Genomic DNA, 13,045 nt, shown 5'->3' on the forward strand with positions numbered 1-13,045 from the left:
GCTTTTTGTATTCCCCCTGTGCATGTTCAGTACAGCGGCTGCGTTCGGTAGCGCTCGTAGGCGGTTCGGTGCACCTGGGTCCGCGTTTTGATGATGCGCAGCTCGCCCTCGGCGCACAGTTCGGTCAAATTGCGGTTGACGGTCACGCGGGTCACGCCGATGATCTCGCCGATCTCCGTCTGGTTGTACTGCCCGATCAGCGGATACCAGCTGGGGTCGATCGGGTGCTTCGTATCGGCCACCGAGCAGAAAAAGCGCATCAAGCGCTCCTTGGTCGAGGAAAAGGACAGGTTCGATATCTCATAGCGCGCCACCATCAGTTTGGTCGAGTAGTTCATCAGCAGCGAATGCCGGAAGGCCTCCGACTCCGCGAGCAGACGCTTCAACACGTCAGGCGCCAGATGATAGAAAACCACATCCGTCTCGGTTTCCGAAATGAGGGAGGTCTCCGCATGCAGATAATAGGAAGCTTCGCCAAAGTAATAGCCTGGGCGCAGGGTGTACAGCAGCTTGGTGTTGCCGTCCTCGTTGACCACGCTATGGCGCGTGCGGCCGCTGTGCAGGTAGTAGATGCCCTCGATGGTCATGCCGGGACTGAGAAAAACCGTTTTCGCCGCATGGGAGATATGGCGGCCGTGAACGGCCAGCAGCGCGTCCACTTCCGGCGTGAAAAGATCGATCTGCTCGCTCGTCATCCAAAACGCCATGCCGCTCTCCCTTTCTATAGTACTTTGATGATATCGATTATACCATAGATCGCGGGCGAAAATAAAGGGAAATTCAACATAGATATTGTGCGTGGGGAATGCAAGCATTATTCCGCAACCGTCCGACGAAACCGAGCGCGCCCGAGGCCCATGACCTCGCAGGGGTATGGTTTCCCAACTTTCCCCTCGCGCTTGCAAAAACCGAAGGCGTCGCAGCGCTGCGTCGAGGGTTTTGCGGGCGCGAGATGGCGGACATGCGGCCGCCGCCGCCCGCGGCATTTCATTTTGCGACTTCCCGTATATGTATCGTGCGATATAGACAACCTCGCCGAATTTATTTACCATTGAGTATGGACAACGAAAAACAGGAGGGTCACTATGAAAAGGACACATCTGGCCGTCGTCACCGCGTTGCTGTTGGCCGTCTCCCTGATCGTCCCGGGCTGCGTTTCTGCCGAAACGCGGGAGCTCTCGCTGGGCACCTCTTCCGCCGGCGGCAATTACTATCTGGTCGGCAGCGGTTGGGGCAACATGATCTCCAAGAAATCAGGCGACATCAACGTCACTTCCGAGTCCACCACCGGCAGCACCGCCAACCTGACCATGATCCAGTCGGGCGAGCTGGACATGGGCGTTACGCTGGGCTCCACGATCATCGAGTCGCTGGAGGGCACCGCGGACTGGACGCAGGGCAATAAGTGCGACAAGATCCGCGTTCTGCTGCCCCTGTATCCCTCCTACATGACCATGTATGCGCTGACCAAGAACAACATCAAGGACATCTATGACCTGAATGGCAAGTCCGTGGGCACCGGCAGCTTGGGCGCGGGCGTGGATTCCGCCGCCAAGAGGATCTTCAAGATTCTGGACATCACCCCCAGCGTCATCCACAATGACAGCCACACCAACACCGCGCCCAACGTAGGCGACGGCGTCACCGATGTGGGCGTTTCCTTCCAGAATCCGCCCTACCCGGCGCTGGTGGAGCTTGAGAGCAGCAACGATGTCACCATCATCGGCATGACCAAGGAAGCCCAGCAGAAGGTGCTCGCCGGCATGCCCTTCCTCTTTGAAGGCACCATCCCCGCCAATTCCTACAAGGGCAACAAGGAAGACGTCATCAGCGTCGCCGACTGGAACTGGATCGTCTGCAGCGCGGATATGTCCGATGAAGATGTGTACAAGATTCTGGATACCACCTTTGCCAACCAGTCCGACCTGCTGAGCATCCACAAGGCGACCGCCAACGTGGACATGAGCAACTACCAGTACGCCTCCACCTATCTGCACCCCGGCGTCGTCAAGTACCTGAAGGACCACAACGTCGAAGTCGCCGACAAACTGATCCCCCCGGCGCAATAATACGCAGCGGATTACCGGCGGTACGCAGGAGGGGGAAGTATGAAATCCAGGGAAATCACAAGCAGGGCGGATAAGATCATTCAGGAGACCGCCAGCGAAGAAGAGATCGTACAGGTCAAAAAACCCAAGACAATGGTTGATTGGCTCGTGGTCGTCTTCGCCATCCTGTCCGTGCTGATGGTCACCTATCACATTTTGGCCTTTACCGTCATGCACATGAAGCAGGGTGTGCTGTTGGCCACGCATTTGCTCTTTGGGCTGTCGCTGATCTATATCAACGATATGATCAAGTCCAAAAAGTTAAAGATCGCCAACATCATCGGGATCGTCGTGGCCGCGGTGTTCAGCCTCTATGTCGTATGGGACTATGATGCCTACATCATGCGCATGCAGGTCGTGCCCAACAAGTTGGACGTACTCATCGCCTGCGTTGCCATCATCAACATCCTCTACGCCACCAAGATATCCGTCGGCTGGGCGCTGCCCATCGTGGCCAGCACCTTTATCCTCTACGGATTCTTCGGCCACTTGCTGCCGGGCCCTTTCCGCAGCAGAGGCTACAACCTGCAGCGGTTGGCGACCACGCTGTTCAGCGATCAGGGCATCTACGGCTCGGCGCTGGGCGTATCGGCCTCCAACGTCTTCCTCTTCCTGGTCTTTGCCGCGTTCCTTGCCGCCTCGGGCGCCGATAAGATATTCAGCGACCTGGCCACCTCGGTCGCCGGCAAGTACCGCGGGGGGCAGTCCAAGATCTCCGTGGTCTCAAGCGCCCTGTTTGGCATGATATCCGGCTCCGCGGTCGCCAATGTGGTCAGCGACGGCGCGTTTACCATCCCCATGATGATTAAGTCGGGCCTTGACAAGGCCTATGCCGCCGCGGTGGAGGCAGTCGCCTCCACCGGCGGGCAGATCATGCCGCCTGTCATGGGCGCCGCGGCCTTCGTGCTGGCGGACGCCGTGGGCATCCCCTACAATCTAGTGGTCATCGGCGCCATCATCCCGGCAGCGCTGTACTTCATCAGCATCTACATCAACGTGGACGTCGAGGCTGTGCGCAAGGGCATCAAGGGCTTGAATCGGGACGAGATCCCCAATCTGCTCAATGTCCTCAAGAACGGCCTGCCGTTGTTCATCCCGCTGGGCATCCTGATCGCCGCGCTGATGGGCTTGCAGTGGAACGCCATGCGCTCGGCCATCGTCGCCACCGCGGCCATCGTCCTGCTGTCCATCTTCCGCAAGGATAACCGCCTCTCCTTCTCCTTTTTGGTGGACAGCTGCATACGCGCCACCAAGTCCGCCCTCCAGGTGGTCGCAGCCTGTGCCACCAGCGGCATCGTGGTGGGCATCATCGCCATGACGGGCCTGGGGTTGAAGCTGTCCAACCTCATCATGGCGCTGGGTGAGAGCAGCCTGCTGCTGAGCCTGGTCGCCGCCATGGTGGTGACCATCATCTTGGGCATGGGCGTGCCGACGACCGCGGCCTATATGATCGGCTCGGCCACGCTGGCACCCGCGCTGATCGGCTTGGGGCTCGCTCCCTTTGGCGCGCATATGTTTATCTTCTACTATGCGGCGCTGTCGGCCATCACGCCGCCGGTTGCCGTCGCGAGCTATGCCGCGGCGGGTCTTGGCGACGCCAATCCCATGAAGGTGGGCTGGAACGCGGTACGCATCGGCATCGTGGCCTTCGTCGTGCCCTATGCCTTCGTCATCAACACCGACCTGCTGCTCATCATCACGCCCTTCAACCTCCAGACCGCGCTCAACGTGTTCTTCGCGGTGCTGATGTGCGTGCCGGTCGCCTTCTCCATGCAGGGCTGGATGGTCAAGGCGTTGAACCCCATCGAACGCGCGATCATGTTCGCGCTTGGCTGCAGCCTGCTCTCGCCCAATAACTGGCTCTGCCTGGCCTCGGCCGTTGTTTTCTTCGGCTGGTTCTTCCTATACAGGAAGCTCTACGGCGTCGCCGGGCAAGCTGCCAGCAACTAACATCAAGGAGAAAATCCATGTCCGATTATCGTAGGCCAACCGGTTCCTGGGTCGCGATGGTAACCCCCTTTGACAAGAACAACAAGGTCGATTTCGGGGCGTTCAAGGTGCTCATCGACCGCCAGATCCACTATGGCACCAAGGAGCTGTTCGTCCTGGGCTCGGCCGGCGAGGCCACGCTGCTGACGCTGGAGGAAAAGCACGAGATCATCCACCAGATCATCAAGATGACCAAGGGTCGGATCCCGGTGTTTTTCAGCGCCAACATGAACACCACCGAGGAGAGCGTCAAGCTGGCCCAGTTCGCCCAAAGCGAGGGCGCCGACGGCGTTATCTTCCTGGTGCCCAGCTACGTATTGATCCCGCAGGCCTCCGCCTTCATCCATCTGGACAAGTGCATGGGTTCCGTTGATATCTCCTGCGGTATCTACAACAACCCCTCCCGCTCCGGCGTGCGCATCGAGGCCGAGACCATCAAGAAGCTCTCCGACCTCCACCCCAACTTCGTGGCCGATAAGGAAGCCATGCCCGATGTGCGCCACCTGGTTCAGGTCAAGCGCCTTTGCGGCGACAAGCTCAACATACTCTGCTGCGACTTCCCCAAGTACTCCATCGTGATCCCCACGCTGGCCATCGGCGGCAACGGCACGGCCAACATCGGCGGCAACATCATCCCCGAGGAGGTAGCCAGCTACTCCAGGCCTTGGACGGACATGCAGATCATGGAGGAGTGCCGACAGGGCTATTTCAAGTGGTTCCCGCTGCTGGAGGAACTCTATCACCTGTCGAACCCCATCGTGCTGAAGGCCGCCTACAACATCCTTGGGTTGCCGGGCGGTTCGCTGCGCGCGCCCTATCAGGACTATGCCGGCCCGCACTTTGACGCGCTCAAGCAGATGATGGACGAGATGGGCGTTATCAAAAAATACGGAGTATAGGCGGGCGACCGGAGACGGCGCCTGAATTTCCGCGGAAATTCCGGGCGGCCCCGGTACGATTGGACATGGGGGGCTCCGGCCCTCCAACCCTCCCGGGGTGCTTCGCAAGCGATTGCTTTGGCAAAATGAGCATTTTAATGTAGGGGGATTGCCATGAAGGCTATTGTCGTGGGAGGAACCGCGGCGGGTCTGTCCGCCGCATCCAAGGCCAAGAGGATCGAGCCCGAGATCGAGTTCAAAGTCTACGAGAGGTCGGGCTTCACCAGCTATGGTGCCTGCGGTCTGCCCTATCTGATCGAGGACAGGGTGAAGAAGCCCGAGGACTTGGTGACCCTGACCCCGCAAGCCTTGACCAACAAGCGTGGGATCCCCACCTTCATCCGCCATGAAGTCAAGCATCTGGACGCCGCGGCCAAAAAGGTCGTGGTCGAGAACCTAGATACGGGCGAGCGGTTCGAAGAGCGCTATGACAAGCTGGTTCTGGCGACCGGCTCCAGCGCATCGCTGCCGCCGATTTGGGGGATCGAAGCCCGGGACGTCTATGTGCTCAAGACCGTGGAGGACGCAGTGGCCATCAAGGCCAAGGCCCGGCAAAGCAAGAAGGCCATCATTCTGGGCGGCGGGCCCATCGGCCTGGAAACGGCCGACGCGCTGCGCGGCTGCGGCATGGAAGTGGAGGTCGTGGAGGTGCAGCCCCGCCTGCTGCCCTTCTTTGAGGAGGAATACTCGAGCCAAGTGGCCGGGGCGCTCAAAGACCGGGGCGTCGGCCTCCACGTCGGCCTCTCCGTGCAGGAAGTGATCGCCCCAAATGGGCGCTTCACCGCTTGCAGACTCTCCAACGGCCATGTGCTGGATGCCGACTTCCTGCTCGTCTGCGCCGGCGTGCGCCCCAATACCGAGCTTGCGAAGGAAGCGGGGCTTGAGTTGGGTGCGCGCGGCGCCATCCGCGTGGACGAGCGCATGCGTACCTCCGACCCGGATATCTACGCATGCGGCGACTGCGCGACGGTCCATAACGCGCTGACCGGGAAAGAGACGTATATCCCCCTTGGCACCACGGCCAACAAGCAGGGCCGCGTCGCCGGCGCCAACTTGGCCGGCCGGAACGCGGCTTTCGGGGGCGTCATCGGCGCCCAGGTGGTCAAGGTGTTTGACCTCTTCCTCGCGGCCTGCGGCATGAATCTGGCCGAGGCGAAAGCAGAGGGCTATGACGCGGACTCCGTTCGCATCCAGAAGGGCTCCATCGCCAATTACTACCCCGGCGGCAGCGCCAACACCATCACGCTGGTCTTTGACAAGAAGGATGGGCGTTTGCTGGGCGCTCAAGGTTCAGGCGACGACAGCATCGCCGGACGCATGAATGTCTTCGTGGCCGCCGTGACCATGGGCATGACGGTGGAACAGATAAACGGCCTCGACCTGGTCTACACGCCCTCGGTCGCGCCCGTCTATGACCCCATCCTCATCGCGGCCGCGCAGGCCGTCAAGAAAGTGAGCGGTACCGATGACTGATTTCCTGCGCATCAACATCGCGCGCGGCGAACATATCAGGGAGCGCATCAACGCCTTTGCGCTCGAGCACGGCATCGACCACGCCTATGTATCGGGCGCGGTCGGCTCCGCCAGCGACTGTGTGTTCAACGCGCCCGACGGCTCAAGCTTTCCCATCAAGCCCGTCAGCACGCCCGTCGCAGGCCCCGCCGAGATACTCGCCTTCTCCGGCGAGATACTGCCCAAGGCGGAGATGGACGACACCATGAAGCGCATCTACAAGGACGACCCCTACGAGCTGTTTATCCACGTGCACGCCGCCGTCGCGACGGCCGGCGCGCAGGTCTACGGCGGCGCGTTGGTAAACGGGATAAGCTTCCGCCAGGTGTCGGTCTATATATGGCCCACCCGTGGCTGAACAATGAGGAGCGCTATGACAGATTACAGGCAGATACTCTTAAAAGAAATGGTACCCGCGCTGGGCTGCACCGAGCCGATCGCCATTGCGCTGTGCGCGGCCAAGGCTCGCGCGGTTTTGGGCAAGGAGCCTGAGCGCATGGACATCCACTGCAGCGGCAACGTCATCAAAAACACCAAGTCCGTGGTCGTACCCAATACTGGGGGGCTGTCCGGCATCGAGGCGGCGGGCTGCGTGGGTTGCTTTGGCGGCGACGCGGACAAGGGGCTGGAGGTATTGACCCGCGTCGGCGCCGAGGACATCCGGCGCGCCAAAGCCTTCATCAGGGCCGGAAAGGTCAGCGTGCATCACGTCCGGGGCGAGGACAGCCTCTACATCCGCTGCGCGCTCTTCGCCGAATCTGACAGCGCCGAGGCGATCATCTCAGGCGGTCACAGCCAGTTCGTCAGCATCAAGAAAAACGGCGCGCATCTGCCCGGCGCCGCGCCGCAGGCCGCGCCCGCCGCGGGGAAGGTCCAGGCGGATATGACGGTGGCGGATATTTTGGCCTTCGTGCAGGGGCTTGATTTTGAGCGCGACGCTCCGTTGCGCCAACGCATCGATCAGGAAATCGACGTCAACATGGCCATCGCCGAGGAGGGCCTGAGCAAGGACTATGGCGCTTCGGTGGGCAAGACCCTGCTGGAGAGCTATGCCGACGACCCGCGCGCGCGCATCCGCGCCTACGCAGCCGCCGGTTCCGACGCCCGCATGGCCGGCTCATCCAAACCCGTCGTCATCAACTCCGGCTCGGGCAATCAGGGGATGACGGTCTCCCTGCCGCTCATCGTCTACGCCCGGGACAACAATCTGGAGCGCGATAAGCTGCGCCGCGGCCTGGTTATCTCAAACCTCATCGCCATCTACATCAAGAAGCAGATCGGCACGCTGTCCGCCTTCTGCGGCGTGGTCAGCGCAGCGGCCGCAGCCGGCGCGGGTCTGGGCTATTTGCAGGATCTTGGCGAGGAAGCCATCGGCAGCGTCATCACCAACACGCTGCTGACCTCCGGCGGCATCCTCTGCGACGGCGCCAAGGCCAGCTGCGCCTCCAAGATATCGGTATCGCTCGACAATGCGATGCTGGCCATTGAGATGGTCAAGCGCAATCGCAGTCTGCCCGCCGGTCAAGGCCTGGCCGGCCGCACCATCGACGAGACCATCAGCAACGTCGCCGCCATCGCCCGCGAGGGCATGAAGGAAACCGACAATCAGATACTCGAAATGATGATCCGCGCGAACGGATAATCCTTCTCTCATTTGCCCGACCAAAACAAAAGCTGATCGCGGCGCAATTCGGCTTTCCCACACGCCGAAGATCGGCATGCCGATCGGGAACCGGAGATCAGTCGATGTACAGAATCGTGCTGCTCTTGATCGTGTTGATGCCGCCCTCCTGACTGAATAGGGGATTGCCGGCATCCATCCCGCCAAAGTACTCATACCCTCGCTTGATCGCGATATAGTTGCCCAGCATAAAGATCGGGATAAAATTCATCAGCGGGTTGATGTGGTCATGCGCCGCCGCCGGCAGCGTGCATACCGAAGGGCCTTCGATGAATTCGCTTCGATCCACGTCGGTTACCACCAGGACATTTCGATCCGACTTTTGCATCGAGCCGATCGTCTCCACCGTCCTTCCGAAGGACGCGCAGTTGCCGGACGCGACGGCCAGCGTGCCCAGCTTATCCCGGTTGGTTTGGAAGTAATCGATATGGCACCAATCCTCGGAATCGTTCAGACAGTTGAGCGAGCCGCAGAGCTCAAAGAATTTGGCCGCGCCGAAGTACGCCGTCGCGAAATCGCTCCCACCGCCCACGAAGTCATAGCCCAGATAATCCTTCCAGCGATCCGCCAACGCGAACATCTGGTCATCCACGCGGGTAAGCACCTCTTCCGTGCACACGGCATTCACATAGCGCCGGATCTCCCTCCGCTGTGCGTCCGCCTCGTCCAGCGTGATCGCGCCAAACAGCAGTCCGGCATGCAGACCCAGCATGATCGTGGTGAAGACGGCCGTAAAGTAGGACTTGGTCTGGTCGGCAACCGAATGGATCTGGGGTCGGTCAACCTCTATCCTCAGAATATGATTCGCTTCCCGCGCCATGCGGGATTCGGGATTGCCGGTGATCGCGAGGGTAACGCAGCCCTTGGTCGTCGCGCGCCGCATCGCCTCGGTAACGCGCGCGCCGCTGCCGGAGACGCTGATTACCATGACCAGGGTCTCCTCGGGCTTCTCCGTGGGGAACACATAATGGCGGCTCACGTCGATGCATCTGAGCGCGTGATAGTCCGTATTCTTAAACATGCGGCTGCCAAATTCCTTCGTGGCCAGCGACGCCGCGTAAGAATCGCCGTTGCCGGTCACGATGACCCGCTTGATCTTGCGCAGCTTCTCATCCGGGATCGCCCTCGTGATCGCCTCGTCGGTCAATCGCGCAAGCAGTCCCTCTACAAACGCGGGATATCCGATGAGACCGCGCTTAACCTGATTATCCCTGCCGGTAACCTTCATTGCCATACTCCTTATGCCGCCTCCGCCTCCGGATGCGGATGCTGCTGTCTGTATTTACGGCCCATGTCCATCGCGATCGAGCCGATGACGAACGCGGCCACGAAGAGCGCGATGGCCATGATAAACGCGCCCTTGAAGGAACCCAGCTTGTCATAGAACAAGCCGATCGAGGAATACAGCCCGCCGCCGATCAGGCTGTTCGCCATCATCATCAAGGCCCAAATGTCCGAATAGTGGCGGCCCCCCACGATGCCGCGGGCCAGCAGCGGACACTGCACACTGTACATGCTCATGCCCAGCCCCACGATGAACGACGAAAGATACGCATAGTTCGGATTCTGATCGCTCAGGAACATCAGCAAGAAGCCGGCGGTGGTGGTGACCGCGCCCCACAAAAGCCCCGCCTTGACACCGAATCTGTCGTTGATCCAACCGAGGATCAGACTGCACAGAATGCCGCCGAAGCTCATAAACATCCCGACGCGCGCGCCGAAGTTGATGCTCTGGCCCAGTTCCATGGTGACGAAGGGCGCGACGTAGCCGGATACGCCGCTGCCATAGCTGTAGAAAATGCAGGCGATCCAAGCGATGTACACCATGGGCAGGCGGAACGCCTGCCGACGGGTCAGGCCCCACTCGGAGGCCGCAACCGCGGCATTCTGATTGGACGGGATCTCCTCGTCCGCGCCATACGGTTCGCAGCCCACCTCGGCGGGGCTTTTGATTATCAGGAAGACGGCCGGGATCGTGATGACCGCCGCCATGCCGGCCAGGATCAAGTAGGCGGTTCGCCAGCCAAAGTGGGTAATCAGTTGAGCGGACAGCAGACCGTAACCGATGGCCGCCGCGCTGCCGATGGCGATGATGATGCCCAGCACCGTGCCGGTCTTCTTTTTGAACCACATATTCACCACGATGGGAATCGCGACGAAGCCCGTGAAAGCCCCCGCGCCGCCGGTGAGCGCGCCGGAGAGATAGAACATGTACACGTTGCGATAGGTCGACATCAGTCCTAGGCCGATCACCTCCAACACGGAAGCGATGCCCATGACGATGCCGATGCGCTTGGTGGTAAGGAGGCGGGAGGCCGTCGTATAGAGCAGCGCCATGGAAATGGCGTTGATGCTGATCGTCATGGTAAACTCGCTGACCTGGCATCCGAGTTCCTTGACCACCGGCGTGACGAAGTTGCCCGTCATGGAGTACACCGCGCCGCCTGCACCGAGCTTCATGAGAATGCACGCGACGACGATCATCCACGCGTAGTGCATCTTTTGACCTTTGTACTTCATGGTATCATTCCCTCGATTCGTTTCAATCCAAACCCGCCTCTATAAACCTGTCAAACGACGCGCCTATGTACTTGGTGAACGCCGCCTTATATTCCGGCGTATGCAGTCCCTCCACCGCCATGAACAGGTAATGGAAGAGGACGAATACGATCATCAACCCTACCAGCGAACGCATGGCCCGGCGATCCTTGAAAAAGGGCAATTTCCCCCGCATCGGCGTATCAGACAGGAAAATCGCCGGGCTCAGCATCCACACAAACAGCACAAACGACGACAGCTTCACGACGGCCGCGTCCCATGCGCCGGCGGGAATCAGCGGGGGCGTGGTCATCGCGATCACGAGGAACGCGGCGCACGCAAGATAATAGATGAGCGCGACGCCGCTCTTCCATGGGGTGCCGCTTCGGAACCCCCATATGTTCTTCCTCGTGATTTTCATTCGCCCATACCCCCTGCGCGCCGATATGATTACCGCGCGGCCAATTCCTCTTCCAGCGCCCGGACATTCCGGACATAGTCGGAAACGATGGACCCGATGATGGGGCCGCCCCACTTGCCGCCTTCAAAGGCGGTGCCGACCAGCGCCCCGTCCGCGTACCTGAGCCGGTCCTTGCAGTTGTCCGCATCGGTGCCGCCGCCGAGAATCACCGGGATGTTGCCGGCCGCCTTGACATCCTTGACCAGGCGCTCGTTCTGCTCAAAGTCGCGACTGCACACCTCAACGGCGTTCGCGCCGAGGTGCATCGAGGTGCGGGCCAGCGACTTGACATTTTCCGAGCTGTACTCGCCCACATGGTGATAGCCGGAGATTTCGGCCAGCATGCCGATGTCCATCGCCTCGATCTTCCTGCGGTATTCGGCGACCTTCAAGGGATTCGCTTCGATCATGCCGAACATGGATTCGGTGTTGCCAGCCAGGGCGGTGCACCGGGTAAAGACCGCGCCGGCAGTCTTACAGACGGCCAGGGACGGAGTAATGCAGTTCCACATGATTTGAGCGCCGACCAGGAAATCATCGCCCACGGCGTCGCGTACGCGGGCGGTGACGGCCGCCAGGCCGGCCACGCGGGCGTAGTCGGTATCGTCGGTGCTCGGGTAATACACATCGACGGTTTGGATCAGGCCGCCGTCTGCGCCGTTCTTTTTCAGCGTCAGGCAATCCTCGATGGCTTTCTTGGTCATCTTGTCCAGATTTCCATCCTGATAAAGGGGCGTTCCCAGCATCGGAACCAGATGCACGAGGCCGATGACCAGCTTCTTTCCGTTCAGATTGTCAAAACAAGTCGCCATAGTCGTTCCTTCCTCCATGATGCATGATCGATAAGCTGCGCTTATCTTTTGTATTGCGCGTACAGCGCCTCGGCAAGCCGGTAGGATTCCTCCCGGATCGCGGCGAAATCGGGGACCACGCCGTACTGGCGGATGTTCTGGCCGGACGCCACATTGGCCATAATGCCCACCATCAGGGGATCCTTTCCCTCCGCATAGGCATACAGCGCGGAGCCGGTGGACGTGTTCCCGCAACCGGTGGGATCCACCACGGGGCCGGGGGCGGGCGGCAAATAGATCGCGTCGTTTGCGGTGACGACATACAGCCCGCGATCGCCCACGCGGAAGAGGGTCATGTCCACCTCAAGCGCCTGAAGCCCCGCAATGCAAGCCTCGTCCCCTTCGCATTCAAAGAGGTTCTGCGCCTCCCCGATGTTGATGCTGAAAATGTCCACGGCGTCCCGGCAAATCTCCCGGATATCCTGAAGATAGTGCTTGAAGGCCCAGGGCGCTTCGATCTCCCACATCAGCTTGAAACCATCGCGTTGTTTGATGGCGGTCAGCTTCTTCCAGAAGGTCCGGTCGGCGTTTTGCGCGACATATACGCCCTTGACGCCAGCTTTCTTGGTAAAGGCCTCGATCTGCTCGGGGCTGGTCTTCATGTAGCCGAAGTCCTGCCATGCGTCGTTCTTGAGCCAGCGCTCCTCCTCGCCTACTTCCTCGTCCGGGGGATACGCGGCATATGCGCCGCTCTTATCTATGAAGCGCATGATGGAATGGTTGCACCGGTCGCAGACGACCTTGTAACCCGCCGTCTCGACGCGGTTCAACTCGATCCACGGCGCAAACAGGGGCTCGTAGTCCGCGCCGACGTTGCTGCACTGCATGACGCTGTCCGTCCAGATCCGCACGCCGCTGTAGGCAAAGGTGGCGGGCCCGCCGATGTTCTCGCGCCCGGACTCGGAAGCGTCCAGGAAGATGACCTTGTCCAACATCACATTGCCCGCTATAACATAATCGTAACGCAT

Annotated in this window: 12 protein-coding genes; 6 read left to right on the plus strand and 6 right to left on the minus strand. The window is 60.4% G+C overall.

The genetic code is table 11. From position 1 onward, the window contains the following. Positions 1–26: 26 nt before the first annotated feature. Complete coding sequence (locus ACH6CV_RS09325) at positions 27–707, minus strand: Crp/Fnr family transcriptional regulator (protein WP_456357912.1); 681 nt, start codon at positions 705–707, stop codon at positions 27–29. Positions 708–1,085: 378 nt separating this feature from the next. Between ACH6CV_RS09325 and ACH6CV_RS09330 the strand changes: the two genes are divergently transcribed. From ACH6CV_RS09330 to ACH6CV_RS09355, 6 genes are all read left to right on the plus strand, one after another. Next, positions 1,086–2,069, plus strand: a complete 984-nt coding sequence (locus ACH6CV_RS09330) for a TAXI family TRAP transporter solute-binding subunit (protein WP_456357913.1) — start codon at positions 1,086–1,088, stop codon at positions 2,067–2,069. Positions 2,070–2,108: 39 nt separating this feature from the next. Then, complete coding sequence (locus ACH6CV_RS09335; protein ID WP_456357914.1) at positions 2,109–4,058, plus strand: TRAP transporter permease; 1,950 nt, start codon at positions 2,109–2,111, stop codon at positions 4,056–4,058. Positions 4,059–4,075: 17 nt separating this feature from the next. Continuing rightward, positions 4,076–4,996, plus strand: coding sequence for a dihydrodipicolinate synthase family protein (locus ACH6CV_RS09340; RefSeq protein WP_456357915.1), 921 nt, complete (start codon positions 4,076–4,078; stop codon positions 4,994–4,996). A gap of 153 nt (positions 4,997–5,149) precedes the next feature. Then, positions 5,150–6,508: an FAD-dependent oxidoreductase gene (locus tag ACH6CV_RS09345; protein ID WP_456357916.1), complete on the plus strand. Its 1,359-nt coding sequence runs from the start codon at positions 5,150–5,152 to the stop codon at positions 6,506–6,508. Next, on the plus strand, positions 6,501–6,905 hold the full coding sequence (locus ACH6CV_RS09350; RefSeq protein WP_456357917.1) for a PPC domain-containing DNA-binding protein: 405 nt from the start codon (positions 6,501–6,503) through the stop codon (positions 6,903–6,905). The genes ACH6CV_RS09345 and ACH6CV_RS09350 overlap by 8 nt, the downstream gene beginning before the upstream one ends. A 15-nt stretch (positions 6,906–6,920) precedes the next feature. Beyond that, positions 6,921–8,189 (plus strand): L-cysteine desulfidase family protein, encoded by a 1,269-nt coding sequence (locus tag ACH6CV_RS09355; RefSeq protein WP_456357918.1) that lies wholly within the window; start codon positions 6,921–6,923, stop codon positions 8,187–8,189. A 97-nt stretch (positions 8,190–8,286) separates the two neighbouring features. Here the strand turns inward: ACH6CV_RS09355 and ACH6CV_RS09360 are convergent, their stop codons facing one another. The 5 genes from ACH6CV_RS09360 to ACH6CV_RS09380 are packed head-to-tail and all read right to left on the minus strand — an operon-like array spanning position 8,287 to position 13,045. Next, on the minus strand, positions 8,287–9,462 hold the full coding sequence (locus ACH6CV_RS09360; RefSeq protein ID WP_456357919.1) for an SIS domain-containing protein: 1,176 nt from the start codon (positions 9,460–9,462) through the stop codon (positions 8,287–8,289). Between the two features lie 5 nt (positions 9,463–9,467). Further along, entirely contained in the window at positions 9,468–10,748 is a 1,281-nt protein-coding gene (locus ACH6CV_RS09365) for an MFS transporter (protein WP_456357920.1), read from the minus strand. Positions 10,749–10,770: 22 nt separating this feature from the next. Next, positions 10,771–11,187, minus strand: coding sequence for a hypothetical protein (locus ACH6CV_RS09370; RefSeq protein WP_456357921.1), 417 nt, complete (start codon positions 11,185–11,187; stop codon positions 10,771–10,773). A gap of 29 nt (positions 11,188–11,216) precedes the next feature. Then, positions 11,217–12,038 (minus strand): BtpA/SgcQ family protein, encoded by an 822-nt coding sequence (locus ACH6CV_RS09375; protein ID WP_456357922.1) that lies wholly within the window; start codon positions 12,036–12,038, stop codon positions 11,217–11,219. A gap of 41 nt (positions 12,039–12,079) precedes the next feature. Beyond that, a complete protein-coding gene (locus ACH6CV_RS09380) occupies positions 12,080–13,045 on the minus strand; it encodes a carbohydrate kinase family protein (protein WP_456357923.1) in 966 nt (321 codons plus the stop codon).

Origin of the sequence: Anaerozeibacter quisquiliarum, from assembly GCF_051162045.1 — a bacterium.
Taxonomy (GTDB): domain Bacteria; phylum Bacillota; class Clostridia; order Christensenellales; family Aristaeellaceae; genus Anaerozeibacter; species Anaerozeibacter quisquiliarum.